Origin of the sequence: Methylobacterium sp. 1973 (assembly GCF_040545035.1) — a bacterium.
GTDB lineage: Bacteria > Pseudomonadota > Alphaproteobacteria > Rhizobiales > Beijerinckiaceae > Methylobacterium > Methylobacterium fujisawaense.
The window spans coordinates 83,598-102,022 of sequence record NZ_JBEPLA010000007.1 but is presented as its reverse complement, the minus strand read 5'-3'; the positions used below and the strand labels follow the sequence as shown (position 1 = coordinate 102,022).

The 18,425-nt window shown below is 71.6% G+C and carries 15 protein-coding genes; 6 read left to right on the top strand and 9 right to left on the bottom strand.

The window, feature by feature from the left end:
* Positions 1–68: 68 nt before the first annotated feature.
* The 3 genes from moxG to ABIC70_RS15300 all read right to left on the bottom strand — a co-directional run bounded on the left by moxG (position 69) and on the right by ABIC70_RS15300 (position 3,700).
* Positions 69–656: a cytochrome c(L), periplasmic gene (moxG, locus tag ABIC70_RS15310; protein ID WP_043759515.1), complete on the bottom strand. Its 588-nt coding sequence runs from the start codon at positions 654–656 to the stop codon at positions 69–71.
* A gap of 79 nt (positions 657–735) precedes the next feature.
* Complete coding sequence (gene moxJ, locus ABIC70_RS15305) at positions 736–1,644, bottom strand: methanol oxidation system protein MoxJ (RefSeq protein WP_043386657.1); 909 nt, start codon at positions 1,642–1,644, stop codon at positions 736–738.
* A gap of 172 nt (positions 1,645–1,816) precedes the next feature.
* Positions 1,817–3,700: a methanol/ethanol family PQQ-dependent dehydrogenase gene (locus ABIC70_RS15300; protein WP_043386654.1), complete on the bottom strand. Its 1,884-nt coding sequence runs from the start codon at positions 3,698–3,700 to the stop codon at positions 1,817–1,819.
* Between the two features lie 368 nt (positions 3,701–4,068).
* On the opposite strand from ABIC70_RS15300, the gene ABIC70_RS15295 reads away from it, so the two are divergent.
* From ABIC70_RS15295 to sorB, 6 genes are all read left to right on the top strand, one after another.
* Entirely contained in the window at positions 4,069–4,872 is an 804-nt protein-coding gene (locus tag ABIC70_RS15295; protein ID WP_051976220.1) for a trypsin-like serine peptidase, read from the top strand.
* Positions 4,873–5,087: 215 nt separating this feature from the next.
* Positions 5,088–6,497, top strand: coding sequence for a cytochrome P450 (locus ABIC70_RS15290; RefSeq protein WP_043386648.1), 1,410 nt, complete (start codon positions 5,088–5,090; stop codon positions 6,495–6,497).
* Positions 6,487–8,946, top strand: coding sequence for a putative bifunctional diguanylate cyclase/phosphodiesterase (locus ABIC70_RS15285; protein WP_354440017.1), 2,460 nt, complete (start codon positions 6,487–6,489; stop codon positions 8,944–8,946). The genes ABIC70_RS15290 and ABIC70_RS15285 overlap by 11 nt, the downstream gene beginning before the upstream one ends.
* Before the next feature lie 115 nt (positions 8,947–9,061).
* Positions 9,062–10,003 (top strand): NAD(P)-dependent oxidoreductase, encoded by a 942-nt coding sequence (locus tag ABIC70_RS15280; protein WP_043352342.1) that lies wholly within the window; start codon positions 9,062–9,064, stop codon positions 10,001–10,003.
* A 97-nt stretch (positions 10,004–10,100) separates the two neighbouring features.
* The gene (sorA, locus tag ABIC70_RS15275) at positions 10,101–11,309 is read left to right on the top strand and encodes a SorA family sulfite dehydrogenase catalytic subunit (RefSeq protein ID WP_354440016.1); all 1,209 of its coding nucleotides are present in this window, start codon (positions 10,101–10,103) and stop codon (positions 11,307–11,309) included.
* Positions 11,310–11,332: 23 nt separating this feature from the next.
* On the top strand, positions 11,333–11,650 hold the full coding sequence (gene sorB, locus ABIC70_RS15270) for a SorB family sulfite dehydrogenase c-type cytochrome subunit (RefSeq protein ID WP_053610245.1): 318 nt from the start codon (positions 11,333–11,335) through the stop codon (positions 11,648–11,650).
* A gap of 43 nt (positions 11,651–11,693) precedes the next feature.
* Here the strand turns inward: sorB and ABIC70_RS15265 are convergent, their stop codons facing one another.
* The 6 genes from ABIC70_RS15265 to ABIC70_RS15240 all read right to left on the bottom strand — a co-directional run bounded on the left by ABIC70_RS15265 (position 11,694) and on the right by ABIC70_RS15240 (position 18,380).
* Positions 11,694–11,933, bottom strand: a complete 240-nt coding sequence (locus tag ABIC70_RS15265) for a hypothetical protein (protein ID WP_043386634.1) — start codon at positions 11,931–11,933, stop codon at positions 11,694–11,696.
* 112 nt (positions 11,934–12,045) lie between these two features.
* Positions 12,046–13,455, bottom strand: coding sequence for an adenylate/guanylate cyclase domain-containing protein (locus tag ABIC70_RS15260; RefSeq protein WP_354440015.1), 1,410 nt, complete (start codon positions 13,453–13,455; stop codon positions 12,046–12,048).
* A gap of 1 nt (position 13,456) precedes the next feature.
* A complete protein-coding gene (locus ABIC70_RS15255; RefSeq protein ID WP_179697418.1) occupies positions 13,457–14,854 on the bottom strand; it encodes a TAXI family TRAP transporter solute-binding subunit in 1,398 nt (465 codons plus the stop codon).
* Positions 14,855–14,866: 12 nt separating this feature from the next.
* Complete coding sequence (locus ABIC70_RS15250; protein ID WP_354440014.1) at positions 14,867–15,790, bottom strand: DMT family transporter; 924 nt, start codon at positions 15,788–15,790, stop codon at positions 14,867–14,869.
* A 30-nt stretch (positions 15,791–15,820) separates the two neighbouring features.
* Entirely contained in the window at positions 15,821–17,089 is a 1,269-nt protein-coding gene (locus ABIC70_RS15245; RefSeq protein WP_182592688.1) for an arsenic transporter, read from the bottom strand.
* Positions 17,090–17,156: 67 nt separating this feature from the next.
* Entirely contained in the window at positions 17,157–18,380 is a 1,224-nt protein-coding gene (locus tag ABIC70_RS15240) for a metallophosphoesterase family protein (protein WP_075380985.1), read from the bottom strand.
* Positions 18,381–18,425: the final 45 nt, after the last annotated feature.

The window sequence follows — 18,425 nt, the reverse complement described above, 5'->3', positions numbered from 1 at the left end:
TTCCTTGGCCGGCCGGTCGGGCCGTCGGTTCGCCCCGTCTCCCGCGGGGCGCGACTTGCCGAGAACGGCTAGTCCAGCGGCTTGCACTGGCCGGGCACGTCCTTGGCAAAGGTCTCGCCCTCCTTGAAGGGCTTGTAAGTCTTCTTCTGCGCGTCGGTGAGCCACTCGGCATCCTTCACCGGACCCGTGTAGAGATGGCGGATCCAGGCAATGACCTGAAGCATCTCGTCGGGATTGAGATCCTCGTTGTGCGGTCCCATCATGCCGTTGGCGCCGCCCCAGAGGGTCGAGAACAGGCCGACATCGGTCGTGTTCGCCGGGTAGGTCCAGTAATCGTCGTTGAGGCCGGGCCCGACCTTGCCTTCGCCGAGATGGCCGTGGCAGCCGGAGCACGAGGTCAGGAACAGGCTCTCGCCGTTGCGCAGGCAGGACTTGTCGTCGATGTAGAGATTCTTGCCGGTCTGGAAGAAGGTCTTGACCGCCTGCGTGTCCCGCCCGCCCGGCTTGCCCTCGGCCGTGTCCATCGCCTCGCCGGTGATGGTGTTGCGGAAGACGATCCCGGTCTGCGGGCCGGACTGGGGCTGCGCGCGGGCCGCAACGGGCATGGCCACGGCGAGGGTGAGAAGGGCGACGCGTGCCGAACGAACGATGAGCATCTGTTGAGCGGATCCTGATGTCTTGGTCGGTGGCCCGGGCGCGCCGGGCCGGTCTCGGGGGAGTCGGGGCGGGCGGGGCTCAGTTCGAGGCGACGACCGGCACCCCGTCCTGCTTGAGGATCGCCGCGATGGCGGGCCGCGCCTTCTCGATCCCGGCGTCGAGGGCCTTGCGCAGGGCCTCGTCGTCCTTGCGCACGCCCATCGACTGGTCGAAGACCTGCGGGACCTTGCGGCCGTCGCTGCCGACCGTGTCGGCCGGGACCAGCGTCATGCGCAGGGGCGTCGGGGAATCCTTGACGTAGCGGGCGACGTCGGGACCGAAGGCGACGCCGACATCGGCCTTGTCGTTGGCCACCTCGCTGACGATGCGGGCCGGGTCGATCTGGGTGTACTGGTTGCGCGGCGAGCGGAAGTTCACCAGCGAGTAGAGGTAGGCCATGTCCTCCTCGTAGCGGCCGATATCCTTGAGCATCGCCTCGCCGGGGGAGCCGAACGGCACCACCATGTGGTCGAGGGTCTTGAGCCGCGGGTCGGACCAGGACTTCACGTCGAGATCCTTGTCGGCGCGCGTGATGAAGACGTAGCCGCTCCGGTAGTACGGCTTCGTGGTCAGCACCCGCGGGTCGTCGCTGTCGAGGCCGACGACCACGTCGCAGGTCCGCTTCTCCAGGCCGTCGCGGACGAGGTAGATCGCGGGCTTCGGCAGCCAGACGAAGACGGGCTTCTTCCCCATCGCCTCCGCGACCGCCACGGCGACGCGGTTCTCGAGCCCCGATCCGTCCCGCATCGAGAGCGGCGGCTGCTTCTCGGAGGCGCAGATGCGCAGGGTCGCGGGGTCGGCCGGCGGGGCGGCCGGAGCCTTGCCGGGATCCTGCTGGATGGCCTGGGCCTCGGAGTCCTGGGCCGCCACCGGCCCGGCGGCCAGGGTGGCGAGCGTCAGGACGGCGGCGAAACGGGCCGCCAGGATGCGGGCGCGCGGGCGCGGCATGGACGTTGATCCCTGTTGTCGAAGCGTTTCTTGATGGCGGTCCGGAGGGGCGCGGCCGGGCTGCGGGGCGCCGTGGCGCCCCGCGCGTCCCGGACCCGGCCCGGAGTCCCGCCGGCCGCTTGGCCGGCGGGATGAAGGCGGGCCTTACTTGGATGGCCCTACTTGGCGGGTCCTACTTGGCGGCGTGCTGCTCGTACTCGCCGACATTCGGGTCGTCGTAGGGGCCCTTGCCGTCCAGCGAGAACACCATCACGCCGCCGCCCATCTGGGTGTAGTTGGCGAGCTTCTTGAAGGCGCCCACCGCGCCGAGGCCGGCGGTCGGGTCGGCGAGGTCGAACACCAGGCCCACGCCCGGCCAGCCGCCGACGCCGTAGTAGATGGCGACGTATTGCGTGCCCTTGTGGGTGTAGGTGATCGGGTAGCCGATGGCGCCCGACGGCAGCTTGAACTTCCAGAGGAGGTCGCCGTTGTCGGAGTCGCGCGCCTTGATGAAGCCGTCCAGCGTCCCGTAGAGGACCAGGTCGCCGGCGGTGGCGGTGGTGCCGCCCCAGACCGCGAAGCGCTCCATCTTCTCCCAGTTGAACTTGCCGGTGATGGCGTTGTAGCTCTTGATCTGGCCGAGGCCCTCGTAGTTCTGCCGGTCACCCTTCGGGCCCGGATACATGTTCAGCGTCGCGCCGACGAAGAACTGACCCGCCCGGTAGGGCAGCATGAAGGGCTCCCAATCCATGCAGATGTGGTTGATGCCCATGTAGAAGGCTTGGCGCTTCGGATCGTAGGAATCGTGCCCCTGGTTGTGGTAGCCCATCGCCGAGGGACAGATGTCCTTGGCGAGGTGGTCCATCCGGGTGCCGTATTCCGGATCGCGCACCGGCGTGCCGGTCTTCAGATCCACCGACTTGAACACGTTGACGGTGTCGTCGATCTTGTTGGCCGAGACCAGCGTCCCGTCCGTCCGGTCGAGGGTGTAGACGATGCCGTTGCGGTCCGGGTGGGTGAGGAGCTTCCTCATCTTCCCGTCCTTGTCCTTCTGGTCGGACAGCATCATCACGTTGACGCCGGCATAGTCCCACTCGTCGTGCGGGGTCTTCTGGTAGCCGAACTTCGCCTCGCCGGTGTCGGCGTCGCGGCCGAAGATCGTCATCGTCCACTTGTTGTCGCCGGGACGCATGGTCTCGTTCCACGGCGCCGGGTTGCCGGTGCCGAAGTAGATCAGGTTCGTGCCCGGGTCATAGGCGTACCAGCCCCAGTTGGTGCCGCCGCCGATCTTCCAGGCGTCGCCCTCCCAGGTCGAGGTGCCGAGGCCCTTCTGGCCGTAATGAGCGTTGTGGATGTTGAAGTCCTTGGCGAGCAGCAGGTCCTCGTCCGGGCCGGTCGCGTAGGCGCGCCAGACCTGCGCGCCGGTCTTGACGTCGTAGGCGGTGAGGTAGCCGCGGACGCCGAGCTCGGCACCCGAGGAGCCGATGATCACCTTGTCCTTGACCACGTAGGGGGCGATGGTGAGCGTCGAGCCGACCTTGATGTCGGAATTCTCGACCTTCCACACCGTCTCGCCGGTCTGGGCGTTCAGCGCCGCCACGTTGCCGTCGAGCTGGGTCTTGAGGATCAGCGCCGGGGTCTTGCCGTCGCCCGGCCAGTAGGCGAGGCCGCGGTTGACGAGATCGCAGCAGGCGACCGAACGGGCGGCCGGGTTCTGCTTGGGCTTGTCCTGCCACAGGATCTTGCCCGGGTCGTCGAGGCCGAGGGCGAAGGTGTTGTTCGGGAACGAGGTGTGGATGTACATGACGCCGTCGACGACGAGCGGCGCGCCCTCGTGGCCGTTGAGCAGGCCGGTGGAGAACGTCCAGGCCGGCTTGAGCTGCTTGACGTTGCTCTTGTTGATCTGGGTCAGATCGCTGTAATTGTTCGAGTCGTAGTTCTTACCGGGCATCACCCAGTTCTCGTCGCTCTTCGATTTCTCGACGAGCTTGTCGTTGGCCTGCGCCACGCCCGCCATGGCGACCGGCGCGAGCGCCATGATCGCCAATGCCGAGACGGAATTCCGGAGCCTGATCATCCTGCGTCTCCTCGCCGGACTGCCACGCCGTTTGGCCTCGCAGTCATCGTGGTGTTCATCCGATGGCGACACGTCTTCCGACGACAAATCCGCTTTCAGCATCGCGATATCCCGGCTATTTCCAGTATTCGCTAGGCTTATGAAAGACTTATTATCGTTGTGCGCCACTCGATTATTCGCACGGCTTGTAATGCGTGTCTTTGCAAAACGAAACATTTCTTTTCGGGACAATCTGGCAATACGCCACCGGAGATTTGGTAAGATCAGCGAGGTCTTGACCGATCGCCGACATCCATCCCAGACAAGCGGAAACGATATGCGGGCGTGCGGGCACGGTGCCGTCCGCCGACCCGCTCCGGGAGGACGCGATGGGTCTTGTCACGGGCGGCGCAGGCCGCTTTCTGGCGTTGGCGACCTGTGTCGCGATTCCGGCCACGGCGGCCGGGACCGGCGGCGGACAACGCCTCGCCGCCCTCTACGCACAGGACGGGCGGCGCGAACTGACGGGGGCGGATCTGGAGCGCTTTACCGGCGCGGGCGTCCTGTGGTGCCGCCGCCCGGACGGGATCCCCCAGAAAGCCGCCGCCGCCTGGCTGATCGGGACCCGCTCCCTCGTGCTGATGAACGCGCACAATTTCCGCAATCGCCAACTGGAGGTCACCCGCACCGTTGCCGATTGCTACTTCCAGATCGCCGGCCGCAATTACGGCTTCGCGCCGGACTTTCTGGAACTCGGCATCGAGCCGGAGGCGCGGCGCCTGCACATCACCGACGACTGGGCGCTCCTGCGCCTCGCCGAGCCGGCCGAGGCACGGCCGCAGCCGATCCCGGACGCCCCGCACCTTCCGACCGGCGACCTGACGCTCCCGGTGACGATGGTCTCCCCCGCCGGCCACGAGAACTACCGCGGTCAGAGCAGCCGGGAATCCTGTGCCATCCGGCGGATCGATCCGCCCAGCGAGGGCGACATCCGCCGCGCCCGCCACGACTGCAACGACGGCTACGGAGGGTCGGGCTCGGGCCTGTTCGACGAGGCCGGGCATCTCGTCGCGATGCAGAGCGCGTCGCTCTCGATGAACCAGCGCCACGCCTTCGACATCGAGTTCCACTACGGCTCGGCCCTGCTGATCGAGGGCCGGCTCCGCGAGGCCCTCCGGGCGCAGGCCCGCTAGGGCCGTCGGTCTGACCCGCCCGCCCGGCATCCGCGTCGGCGGCGCGTGCCGGATCCGCCGTCCGGCCGCACGGCTTCCCGGAGGCATTCCGGTAAGCCTCCGGTAAGCAACGCGGCGATTTCCGCACCGCCCGGGCGCGAATGCCTCGACGGCGGTGCCGAGGAGCGCCAAAACTTAACGTTGAGCCTCGAATCTGGTCCCGCGAGGGTGCCGGGATGCCAGCGGTCGGAACGTTCAGGGTCTGCGAGCCGGGAAGGCTGCCGCTCACGGAGGCCGTGGGGGAGGCTGTGGCGGAGGCGATCGCCCTGCCATCGGTGCTCGTCACGATGCTGGGCAGCCTGATCGAGGCTTGGCCCCGGCAGATCTACACACAACCCTTGGTGACAACGCGCTTCCTCGGCCAGCGCACCACCTACGTCTGCGACCCCGGACACATCCGCAGCCTGCTGGTCGATCAGGCCGAGGCGCTGGAGCGGGAGCCGTTCATGCTGCGGGCCCTCGCGCCCGCCCTCGGCTCGGGCGTCCTCACCGCGGACGGTTCCCACTGGCGGGGGCAGCGCAGGACCGCCAGCCCGATGTTCCGCCCGGACCGGGTCCGGAGCTTCGTGCCGGCCATGGCCCGGGCCGCCGCGGCGACGCGGACGCGCTGGCATGGCGCCGATCCGGCCGGGGCGGAGCGGGACGTCCTGCACGAGATGATGCGCACCACCTTCGAGGTGATCGTCGCCACGATGGTGTCGGGCGATCCCCATCTGGAGGTCGAGCCGTTCGGGCGCGCGATGGACGCCTATCTCGGCCAGACCAGCTGGAAGATCGCCCTCGCGATGCTGCGCGCCCCGGCCTGGGTCCCGCATCCCGGGGCCCGGGGGGGCGCGGCCGCGGTGCGCCACCTGCGCGGCGAGGTCGCCCGGACGATCGCGCGCCGCCGGGCGCGCGGCGAGCCCGGCACCGACCTCCTCGGCCTCCTGCTGGAGGCGCGGGATCCGGAGACCGGACAGCCGCTCCCCGAGGCGCGCGTCGTCGACAACCTGCTGACCTTCGTGGCCGCGGGCCACGAGACCACCGCCCTGGCGCTGGCCTGGACCCTCCGGGTCCTGGCGGAACACCCGGAGGTGGAGGCGCGCGTCGTCGCCGAGATGGCGCAAATCGGCGACGATCCCGCCGCCGATCCCGAGGCCGCGGACCGGTTGCCCTACACCCGCCAGGTGCTCCTCGAGGTGATGCGCCTCTATCCGCCGGCGCCGCTGATCGTGCGGCGGACCCGGGCGCCGGTCCGGCTCGGGGACAGGGTCGTGCCGGCCGGGCAATCGGTCCATGTGCCGGTCTACGCCCTGCACCGGCATGCCCTGCTCTGGGACAGGCCGGAGGTGTTCGATCCGGATCGCTTCGCCCCCGAGCGGGCCGCCGCGCGCGACCGCTACGCCTACCTGCCGTTCGGAGCCGGCCCGCGGGTGTGCATCGGCATGAGCCTCGCCCTGACCGAGTGCCTCGTCATCCTGGCGACGCTGCTGCCCGCCTTCCGCTTCAGACCGGTCACCCGGGCGATGCCCGCGACGCAGTTCCGCGTGACGCTGCGGCCCAAGGGCGGCCTGACGATGAGGGTCGAGCCCCGCCATGTCGCGTGAGACGTCCGCCGCGGCGGCCGGCCCGGCCGGCGGGCCCGATCCGGCCCGGCAATCGCGGCGCCGGACGGGATCGCTGCTCGGCCGCCTCCGCGGCCCCGACACGGTCGACGCGCTGCCGAACCGCTACCGGCTGCAGGTGCGCACCGGGCTCCTCGACGAGACGCTGAAGCTCGCCACCTACTCGGCGGTGACGCACCTGATCATCGCGCTGGCCGTCACGTACTTTTTCTGGGGCTCGGCCTCGCACACCTATCTTCTCGGCCTGCTCGCCGTGGTCGCGGCGCTGATCACGGCAACGACCTACACGACCTGGCTCTACTGGCGCGCCTATGCCGGCACCGCGTCCGAACGCAGCGTCCGGTGGGGCTGCCGGATCTCCGCAGGGCTGGCCTTCGCCCTGGGCCTCGCCTGGGCGACCATGCCGGTCGTGCTGTTCACCCCCTGCAGCAGCGAGGAGCGGCTGCTCGTCGTCGCCATCGTGGCGGGCCTGATCTCGGACGCCTACGTGGTCGGGCCGCTCCTGTCGGTCTCGTACCTGTTCGCGGTCCCGGTCATCGTCGGCAGCTTCGTCGGGCTCGCCCGGTCCGGGGAGCCGATCGCGCTCAGCATCGGTTTCCTGCTCGCCGTCTACGCGGTGTTCGTGGTGACGAGCGTGCGCCGCATGAGCCGCCTGTCCTGCCAGCGCATCCTGGACCGGGTGCGCGTCGAGGATCAGAGTGAGACGATCGGTCTGCTGCTCAACGCCTTCGAGGCGAATGCCAGCGACTGGCTCTGGGAGACGGACGAGACCGGGCAGTTCCAGCACGTCTCCACCCGGATGGCGGATGTCCTGGCCCGCCCGGTGGAGACGCTCCAGCACGCCCGGTTCCAGGCCCTGCTCGCCGGGCGGAGGGAGGCGCCGATCGAGGCCGATCAGAGCGTCGACCTGCTGGAGCGCCTCCGCGGGGGCACCCCCTTCCACCAGCTCCTGATCGCCATCGACACGCCGGCCGGCCGGCGCTGGCTCCGGCTCAGCGGCAAGCCCTTCCTCGACCAGGGAGGGCGCTTCGCAGGCTTCCGGGGCGTCGGCTCGGACATGACGGAGGCCCGCCGGACGGAAGCGCACATCGCTTTCCTGGCGACGCGGGACCCGATGACGGGCCTGTCGAACCGGGTCATGTTCCACGCGGTCGCGTCGGAGGCCTGCGCGGCAGCGGTCGCGCAGGGGCCGGCCCCGGTGGTCAGCCTGCTCTACCTCGACCTCGACGGCTTCAAGACCGTCAACGACAGCATCGGCCACGCCGCCGGCGATGCCCTGCTGGGGCAGGTCGGCGATCGCCTGCGCGCCCTGCTCCCGGCCGACGCGCAGGCGTTCCGCCTCGGGGGCGACGAGTTCGCGATCCTGCAGCGCGGCCGGGATGCCGCGGCGGCGCAGGCCCTGGCCGAAGCCATCATCGGGGCCCTGCGCGAGCCCTACCTCATCGACGGCGTCCGGGCGGAGATCGGCGTCAGTATCGGGATCGCCTGCGCGCCCGCGGACGCGACCGATCCCGAGGATCTGCTCCGGAAGGCGGATCTCGCGCTCTACAGCGCCAAGGAGGCCGGCAAGGGGCGCTGGCGGGACTTCGACAGCGGCCTGGAAGTGCGCGTGCAGCGCCGGCGCGAACTCGACGAGGCGATGCGCCAAGCCCTCGCCGACGGCGAGATGACCTTGCACTACCAGCCGCTCGTGAGCCTGCAGGACGGCCACGTGGTGGGCTGCGAGGCGCTGCTGCGCTGGACCCGGCCGGGCCTCGGTCCCGTTTCGCCCGCCGAGCTGATCCCGATCGCCGAGGGGACGGGCTTCGTCGTCACGATCGGGCGCTGGGCCCTGCGGCGGGCCTGCACGGAGGCGCTGACCTGGCCGGCAAGCCTGCGCGTCGCCGTCAACATCTCGTCGGTCCATTTCCGCCGGCCCGACTTCTTCGCCGACGTCGCGGCGGTCCTGGCCGAGACCGGCCTGGCGGCGAACCGCCTCGAGATCGAGATCACCGAGTCGATCTTCCTGGCCAACACGCCGCACGTGCTGGACAATCTCCGCTCCCTGCGGGCGCTCGGGGTGCGGATCGCCCTCGACGATTTCGGGACGGGGTATTCCTCCTTGAGCTACCTGACGCAGTTCCCGGTCGACAAGATCAAGATCGACCGCGCCTTCGTCCGCGACCTGAGCAGCCGCCCCGAATGCCTGACGGTGATCGCGGCCATCATGGTCATCGCCCGCGACCTGGGCATCGACGTCACGGTCGAGGGCGTCGAGACCGAGCAGCAGGCCGAACTGCTCCGGCTGCGGCGCTGCGACAGCGCGCAGGGCTTCCTCTACAGCCCGGCCCGGCCGCCCGGGGAGATCCCCGGCCTGATCGAGCGCATACGGATCGCGTGCGCGCCGCGCACGGCCGCTCCGGCGGAGCAGACCGTCCGCGCGGTCGCCTGAAGGAGCGCCGGAATCGGCCCGGCCGCGTCGCGGGCGGGGACGGATCCGTGTTGCCACGCGCCCGGGAACGGCTCTAGCGGGGGGCGACCACGCGGAACCGGGGAACAGGCGCGCCATGCCCAAGGTCGTCATCAGCGAATTCATGGACCCTGCGGCGATCGCCGCCGACCTGTCGGGCTTCGACACCCTGTACGATCCCGGACTCGTCGACCGGCCCGAGGCACTCGCCGCCGCCGTGGCGGAGGCCGACGCCCTGATCGTGCGCAACCGGACGCAGGTCCGCGGCGCGCTGCTCGCGGGTGCCCGACGCCTCCGGATCGTCGGGCGTCTCGGGGTCGGCCTCGACAACATCGACGTTCCGGCCTGCCGGGCGCGGGGGATCACGGTCCAGCCGGCGACGGGCGCCAATGACGGCGCGGTCGCCGAGTACGTCGTCGCCACCGCGCTGCTGCTGCTGCGCGGGGCCTATGGGGCGAGCGAGGCGGTCGCGGCGGGGACGTGGCCGCGCAACGCCCTGATGGGGCGCGAGATCGCCGGCAAGCGCCTCGGGCTCGTGGGCTTCGGATCGATCGCCCGGGAGACCGCCCGCCGCGCCGCTGCCCTCGGCATGGCGATCGCGGCCCATGACCCGTTCCTGGCCGCCGAGGATCCGGCCTGGACGCCCCCATACGGTCCGGTGCGGCGCCGGGATCTGGAGGCGCTGATCGCGGAGAGCGACGTGCTCTCCCTGCACGTCCCGCTCACCGCGGAGACCCGCGGCCTGATCGACGCGACCGCCCTCGCCCGGATGCCCGCGGGCGCCGTGCTGATCAACGCCGCCCGGGGCGGCATCGTCGACGAGGCCGCGGTGGCGGCCGCCCTGCGGTCCGGGCATCTCGGCGGCGCGGCCCTCGACGTGTTCGACCGCGAGCCCCTCGACGCCGCGGCCGGCGCCCCGTTCGCGGGCGTGCCGAACCTGATCCTCACGCCCCACATCGCCGGGGTGACGCAGGAATCGAACGTCCGGGTCTCGGCCGTCATCGCCGCGGCGGTGCGCCGGCATCTCACGCAGGGCTGAACGCGGGGGATCTGGGCCTTTCGCCCGGCGCAGGCTATCCCATGGATCCGGCGCCGCGCGACCGAGGCTGTCGGGGCAGACCGGGAGGGAGCAGGGGATGACCGATCCGGCACGACGGGCCTTCCTGAAGAGCGCCGCGCTCGGTGCCCTGGCGGCGGGAAGCGGCCTGCGGCCCGCCTGGGCCGGAGAGGACGCGCAGCTGCCCTTCGGCAACGGCGAGCGCCCGCTCGTCGCCTATCCGGGCAAGCGGCCGCTGCTGCAGACCACCGCCCGGCCGCCCCAGCTGGAGACGCCGTTCGCGGTGTTCGACGAGGGCGCGATCACGCCGAACGACGCCTTCTTCGTCCGCTACCACCTCGCCGACATCCCCCTGGAGATCGACCCGGAGGCGTTCCGGCTGACCGTGGGCGGCCATGTGGAGCGACCCGTCGCGCTGTCGCTGTCGGAGCTGAAGGCGCTGCCGGGCCGGACCGAGATCGTGGCGGTCAACCAGTGCTCGGGCAATTCCCGCGGCTTCTTCGAGCCCCGGATGGCCGGCGGCCAGCTCGGCAACGGCGCCATGGGCTGCGCGCGGTGGACGGGGGTGCCGTTGAGAAGCGTGCTGGACCGGGCCGGCGTGAAGGCCGGGGCCGTACAGGTCGCCTTCAACGGGCTCGACCGGGCTGTGCTGCCCGAGACGCCGGACTTCGCCAAGGCGCTCACCCTCGACCAGGCCGGCGACGGCGCGGTGCTGCTCGCCTGGGGCATGAACGGCGAGGACCTGCCCTGGCTCAACGGCTACCCGCTCCGCCTCGTGGTGCCGGGTTATTACGGCACCTACTGGGTCAAGCACCTCGATACCGTCACGGTGCTGGACAAGCCCTTCGAGGGCTTCTTCATGAAGACCGCCTACCGCATCCCCGACAATCCCTGCGCCTGCACCGAGCCCGGCCAGGCGGCCGCCGCCACGGTGCCGATCGGGCGCCTCAACGTGCGGTCGTTCCTCACGAATCTGGCCGACGGGGCGCGCGTGACCGCCGGTCCGGTCTCCCTGCGGGGCATCGCCTTCGACGGCGGCTCCGGCATCCGGACGGTCGCGGTCTCCACCGACGACGGCGCCACCTGGACCGAGGCCGCGCTCGGCCGGGATCTCGGCCCCTACGCGTTCCGGCCCTGGTCGCTCACGGCCGCGCTCACGCCGGGCGCCCACGCGATCCGGGTCCGGGCCACCGCCAACGACGGCAGCAGCCAGCCGATGGCGTCCCGCTGGAACCCGTCCGGCTACATGCGCAACGGCGTCGAGACCACCCGGGTGCAGGCGGCGTGAACGCGAACGGGAGGACGAACGGGATGCGTATGCTTCTGCTCGGCGCGATGATCGGGGGCCTGACGGCCGGCTCGGCCTGGGCCGCGCCACGGACCTACGCGGTTCCGGACCCGACCGCGCAGCTGCGGCCGCCGAAGGCGGACAGCCTGACCCCGGGCTACGAGGCGGCCCAGGCCAATTGCCAGACCTGCCACTCGGTGGACTACATCGCCACGCAGCCGCCCGGCCGCGGGAAGGCGTTCTGGGATGCCGAGGTGTCCAAGATGATCAAGGCCTACCACGCCCCCATCGAACAGGCCGATGCCGGCGCGATCGCCGCCTATCTGGCCGATACGTACTGAGAGGCCTGGAACGACGCCCCCGCCGGAAACCCGATCCGGGTTGTCAGCGCAGGGCGAGGGCCTGTGCGGCGTGCGTGGCGACGGCCTGAACGGCCGGAAGATCGTACGCGTAGACGCGACCGGCCAGGATCGCCAGGGCCAGCGTCCAGAACACCGCACCGCCGACGCGACGGGCCGTGCGGTCGCCGGCCGCGGTGGCCGGGCAGGCGCGGGCGACGCCGTCGGCGACGGGCTCGCCGAACGGATCGAAGGCCGGCGACTGGTTTTCGGAGGCGCTGCGCATGATGGCGAATGTCGCGCTCGGCCTGTCCCTTCGCAATGGACGCGTCTTTCGTATTTCTCTGTCCGGGGAGATGCTTGTTCTCTATCCGCCATCGGCGGCAAACAGGTTCTTCTCAGACCGCCGTTCCTGCCGCCGGAAGCGGCACATCTTCGTCTCCACAGGGCGCCGGCGCGGCCGGCCCCGGGCCGGCGGGGGTATGATAGGCCATGCGCTCCCGGCGTCCCCGCAGGGGCTCGCGGCTGACCTCGCGCCACGCCTCGACCGGGGCCCCGGCGGCGCGCCGCGCGGCCTCGGAGACCAGGATCGGGACACCGTGGAGCTTGGTCGCCTGTTCCAGGCGGGCGGCGACGTTGACCGCATCGCCCAGCACCGTGAACTCGTAGCGCGCCTCCTCGCCGATGATCCCGCAGAACACCTCGCCGTAATGGACGCCCACGCCGATGCGCACGGTCCCCGTGGGCCCGGCTCTGTCGGTCCAGCGGGCGATCACCGCGACGAGATCCTGGGCGAAGGCGAGGGCACGGGCGGCATCGTCGGACCTGGGCTCGGGCAGGCCGAACACCACCAGGGCACCGTCGCCGATGAACTTGTCGACCACCCCGCCCCGGAGGCGGGCGAGGCGCGTCACCCGCCGCCGGAAGGCGGACAGGAACTCGGAGAGCCGGTGCGGATCCAGGTTCTCGGCCAGAGTGGTCGAGCCGCGCATGTCGACGAACACGATGGCGGCCTGCTGGCGGCGGCCGGCCTTCAGGCTCCCGTCGCCGTCGGCGAGCCGCAGGACCAGCTCCTGCGGCAGGAACCGCGACAGCCGGTTGCGGCGGGTCGCCTCCCGCAGGGCCGAGACGGCGAACAGCACGAACAGGACGGCGAGGGCACCGACCATGATCCAGAGGACGAGGGCGATCCGGGACACCGTCGCCTGCCGCCGCTCCATCCTGTCCGCCTCGTACGTCTCCATGCGGCGCACGCGGTCGCGGATCGCGTCCATCACCTGCTTGCCGCGTCCGTCCGCCACCGAGGTGTGGGCCGCGGCGCTGTCGCCGCCGCGCATCAGGGCGACGCTGGCACCGAGTTCGTCGAGCTTCTCGCGGATCAGGGCGGCCAGGGTGTCGAGTTCGGCCCTCTGGTCGGCGTCATCCTGGACGAGGTCGCGCAGCCAATCGAGCTGGCGGTCGACGTTCAGCCGGCCCTCGGTGAAGGGCAGCAGGAAGGCCTCGTCGCCGGTGAGCAGGTAGCCGCGCTGGCCGGTCTCGGCGTCCTGCACCGCCGACAGCACCCGGGCGAGGCGCCCGTCCACCGCCACGGTGTGGCGCACGGCGTCGATGCCGCGCTGCTGGTAGACGAAGGCGCCGAGCGCGATGGCGGTCATCACCAGGATCGTGGCGAAGCCCACCGTCATCCAGGTCACGGTGCGCGAGCGCAGGGATCGCTGCACCCGCGCCTCGACGCGGTCCCGGACGGAGGCGACGTCCGGCGCGGCCTCGCTCCGGTCCGGCGCGGGCACGGTGGCGGGACCGGACATGTCAGGCCCCGCCCGCGCCGTGCAGCCGGACGGACCGCCCGATCCGCCCCCCGCCCTCGACCGCCTGCGTCCGGCAATCCGCGATGGTCGCCCGCGCCGTGTCGATGGCGACGGACGCCGCCGACAGGATCCGGGTGTCCGGCTCCCGCTGCCGGGCGTAGCGCACCACGTCCATGGCCAGCGCGTCGACCTCGACGGTGAGCGCCTCGATCGCCGCCGGGTCGCGCAGCGCCCGGGCCTGCCCGGCGATCTGCAGGAGCCGGTCCAAGATCTCGTCGATGCGCTCCCGGCGCAAGCTGGCGAGGCGCTTCCGGATCCAGGCGAGCACCGAGACGAGGCCGCCCGCCAGCGCGCCCAGGAGGTAGAGGGTGTCGCCGTAGCGCTCGATGAAGCCGTGCTGGTCGCGCTCGTAATAGTCGATCGCGCCGGGATGGATCGGGATCCGGGCGCTGGTGGCGGCCACGGTCGTGTCGTAGGCCGGGGCCTGGACGTACTCGGCAGCGTCGGTGGCCAGCGCGGCGGCGCTGCGCTTCTCGAAGAGCTGCTGGGTCACGTCGGCCGCCACCACGCGGCTCAGGGAGGCGCGGGCCATCAGCCGGTACGAGGCGCCCACCGTCTTCACGTCGTCGGCCGGCAGCTTCGGGCGGCCGCCGAACAGGCCGCCCGGGACGGTGACCGCCTGGAGCCGCGGGAAGCGCTCGATCACCGCCCCGTCATCCTCAACGGCGACGAACGCCACCTTGCCTCCGCGGGCGACGCCCTGCACGGCCGAGACCAGGGCCAGCGCCTTGGGCGCCGAGGGGGCGATGATGCTGACGAAGGCGTCGATCCGCCTCTCGCGGAAGGCGCCGGCCACCGCCTCCTGATCGACCGGGACCAGCAGGACCGTCGAGTCCCGGGCCGGGCCGGCGGCCTCCTCCAGGGTGAGGCCGTAATAGCCGAGGAGGTTCCGCAGCAGCCAGAGGTCGGCGTCCCGGTGCGCCGCGATGCCGAGCCGCTTGCCGGCGAGCTTCGGGAAGCTCGTGATCCCGGCTTGCTCGGGCGAGGCGATGACCATCGCCTGGTCGCGCAGGATCGCCAGGGTCAGCCCGTTCGTCGGCAGCAGCACGTCGGGGCGGACCACCGCGAGGTCGGCCCGGCCGTCCTGCAGGGCGGCGGCGCTCTCGCGCACGTCGTCGAAGGACAGGATCTTCAGGCGGACATTCTCGTGGGCGGCCTCGAGCGCGTCCGCGTAGGCCTTGATCAGGCCGGGCTCGGTGCCGTCGCGGGGCGCGACCGCGATGGTCAGGACCGTCGCCTGGAGCAGGACCCACGCCGCGATCCCGCCCGCGCCCAGGAGGGCGGCGCCCGCCAGGAGAAGCATTTCCCGGCGCAGCAACCAGGCGGGCAGGCTCCACATCGGTCCGGATGCTCAGAACAGCGAGATCAGCACGATGCCGGCCACCATCACGGCGGCGCCGATCAGGCGCGGCGGGCCGGCCTTGACCTGCTTCATGCCGAACCAGCCGAAATGGTCCAGGGCCACCGAGGTCAGGAGGTTGGCGGTGATCAGCAGGCCGTTGAAGGCCCCGGCCCCGACCTTGTCGACGAAGAGCAGCCCGGCGAACACCGCCACCGCCCCGGTGATCCCGGCGAGCGGCATCCACCAGCGAACGCCCGCGATGTCGTCCCGGGTCGGCAGCGGCGACGGCCGCAGCAGGAACATCAGGGCGAACACGAACACCACGGGCACGAACGACACCGTCGCGGCGAGCCAGGGGTTCTCCAGGGCGCCGCGGAGCTGCGCGTTCCAGACCACGCCGATCGCCATCAGGGCGCCGGCCACGAGGATGAACGGGTAGAGCAGCTTGCCCGACATCCCGTGCCCCTCGCCGCCGTTGCTCTTGCCCCCCGAGCGCGCGATGAAGATCACGCCCACGGCCATCAGCAGGCCGCCGAGCCAGGGCATCGGCCTGAAGCCCGCGGCCTGCAGGCCGAACAGGCCGAGCGCGTCCATCGCCAGGGAGGTGAGGATGTTGGCGGTGAGGGTCAGGCCGTTGAACGGCCCGGCACCGACCTTGTCGATGAAAGCCAGCCCCCCGAACACCGCCACCGCGCCGGCCAGGCCGCCGAGGGGCGCGTACCAGGGCATCTTGCTCAAGCTGTCGAGGCTCGGCAGCGGCGTCGGCATCGTGAAGAACAGGGTCGTGAACACGAAGACGATCGGCAGGAACGACACCGTCGCGGCGAGCCACGGATTGACCATGCGGCCCCGCAGCTGCGCGTTCATGGCGTTGCCGATGGCCTGCAGCGCGCCCGCCACCAGGATGAAGGGATAGAGGAGGGCTGCCGTCACGGGCGCGGACCTTGGGTTTCCGGGAAGGGATCAGACGAGGAGCAGGCCGGCGAGCGCCAGCGCGAGGGCCGGCGGCATCACCAGCAGGCCGAGCTTGAGGAAGGTCCAGGCGCCGACATCCTGGCCCTCGCGGCGGATGGCGGTGAGCCAGAGGATCGTGGCGAGCGAGCCGGTGACCGAGAGGTTCGGCCCGAGATCGACGCCGATCAGGATCGCGCCCGCGACCTTCTCGGGGACGTGGGCGGCCTGCACGGCGGCGCCCGCGATCAGGCCGGCCGGCAGGTTGTTGACGAGGTTGCACAGCACCGCGACCAGGCCGCCCGCCCCCCAGGCGGTGGCCTCCGGAGCGGCGTGGGCGTAGCCCTTGAGGAGGTCCGCCAGCATCGCCAGGACGCCGGTCTTCTCCAGCGCTTCCACCAGCACGAACAGGCCGGCCACCAACGGCAGCACGCTCCACGACACGTCCTTGGCCACCTCGACGAGGCCGCCGCGCTTGAGCAGCAGCACGACGATCGTGGTGGCGAGCCCGGCCACGAAGGTCGGCAGGCCGAGGTCGAGGCCGAGCGCCGAGGCGGCGATCAGCACGCCGCCGGTGGCCACGATGCCAATCCCCGCCACGAGGCCGGTGCGGGAGAGCGGCTGCGCCTCGACGTCGGTGGCGACCTCCTGCCCGCGCAGGGTCTTCGCCTGGGTCAGCCGCAGCACCGCGTAGGTCGTCGCGATGGCCAGCAGCGAGGGCAGCGCGAACAGGCCGAGCCAGCGCACCAGCGGCGGCATGTGCTCGGCGAAGACCACGAGGTTCGCCGGGTTCGAGATCGGCAGCACGAAGCTCGCCGCGTTGGCGATGAAGGCGCAGATGAACAGGTAGGGGAGGGGGTTCTCCACCTTGGCGGCCTTGGTGGCCGCGTAGACGGCGGGCGTCAGCACCACCGCGCAGGCGTCGTTCGACAGGAACACCGTGACCACGGTGCCGACGAGATAGACCAGGGTGAACAGCCGCGTCGCCGAGCCCTTGGCGGCGCGCACGGCGATCGAGGCGAGCCAGTCGAACAGGCCCTCCTTCCGGGCCACCTCCGACATCAGCATCATGCCGACGAGGAACAGGTAGACGTCGGTCCCCTTGAGGACGCCGTCCCAGGCGGTGGCGGGGGCGAGCAGGCCGAGGGCCACGAGGGCGCCGGCGCCGAGCACGGCCCAGATCGCCTCCGGCCACGCGAACGGCCGCAGGATGACGCCGAGGGTGGCGAGCGCGGCGATCGCCCAGGTCGCGATATTGGGGGTCAGCGTCAGCGCGCCCATCGGGTCCGGTGGTCCTTTGGTGGAGTGGATCGTGCGGTGCGGTGTGCCGCGATTCGGGTGAGGCCGGCTACCAGGGCCGGCCGTTGCGGTTCGGGCCGAGCTGGTCGCCCCGAAGCCCCTTCTGCGGCCAGGCGGGAAGCCGGGTGGCGTCGCTGCCGGGGCGATCGGGTGCGGGCGGCGGGACGAAGCTCCGGCCCACGGGCTCGATCACCTCGGTATCGGCCTGCCCCGTGCCGTCCGTGACCGTGACCGCGAGGCGGCGGGCGCCCTCCGGCCAGGGAATGCGGGCATGGACGGTGCGCGGCCCGTCCGGCACCATCGCGTGGGGCCGCCCGTCATCGACGCGCACGCAGCAGCACCAGTCGCCCTGCGGCCTGTCCGACAGCACGAGGGCGCGCACGGAGATCCGGCCGTCCGCCATGGCGAGGGGCGCCGTGGCGAGGCGCCGGTCGGCGGGGCTCGTGATCATCACGAAGGGCAGCGCCCGGTCGAGGGGCTTGAACCGCCAGCTCGTGACCGGCCCGTCGATCGCCGCGACCGCGTAGCCCACCGAGCCGTCCTCGTTCTGGCCGACGGAGCGGGCCGCCGCGTAGAGGGTGCGCCCGTCCGGGGCGAGCTCGTTGTAGTGGGTGTGGCCCATCTCGACGAGGCGCACGCCGTGGTGGCGGATCAGGCCGGCCAGCGCCGCCTTCTCGTCGGGCACGCAGAGATCGTCCGGGTAGGTGTGGGTGAAGACCGCGCAGGGCCGGCCCTCCTCGTCGGCCCGGGCCAGCTCCTCGGCGAGCCAGGCGAGCTGGCAGGGGCCGAGCCGGAAGTCGAGGCCGAACCCCTTCCGGCCGTAGCCGGGGCTGACCATGTCGAGGAACAGGCAGCGCACGCCCGCGAACGTCTCGGCGAAGTAGTAATGCGTGACGGGGGCCGGGTCGTGCGGGCGCGGCAGGTCATGGCGCCGCGCCGCGTGGCCGCCGCCGCGGGGGCTGCCCGCCACCGCGGCGAACAGCGCGTCGAAATCCGTCATCGTGCCGTGCTGGCGGTCGTGGTCGCCGGCGATCAGGCGCACCGGCAGGTCCGGGTGCCGGCGCAGGGCCTCGCGCAGGACCGCGTATTGCTCCGCCCGCCCGTCCTCGGCGAGATCGCCCGGGAGGTAGGCGAAGTCGAGGAGGCCGTGTCCGTGCAGCCCGTCCACCTCCGCGAGGATCGCCCGCAGGTCGGCGGCATGGGGGTCGGAACTCCGCTCCAGATGGAGATCGCCGACATGCGCGAAGGCGAAGACACCGTGATCTGCGGTCATGGCGCGCCCACGGGGCCGGACACGGCCCCGTGGGCCGCGCGCGCT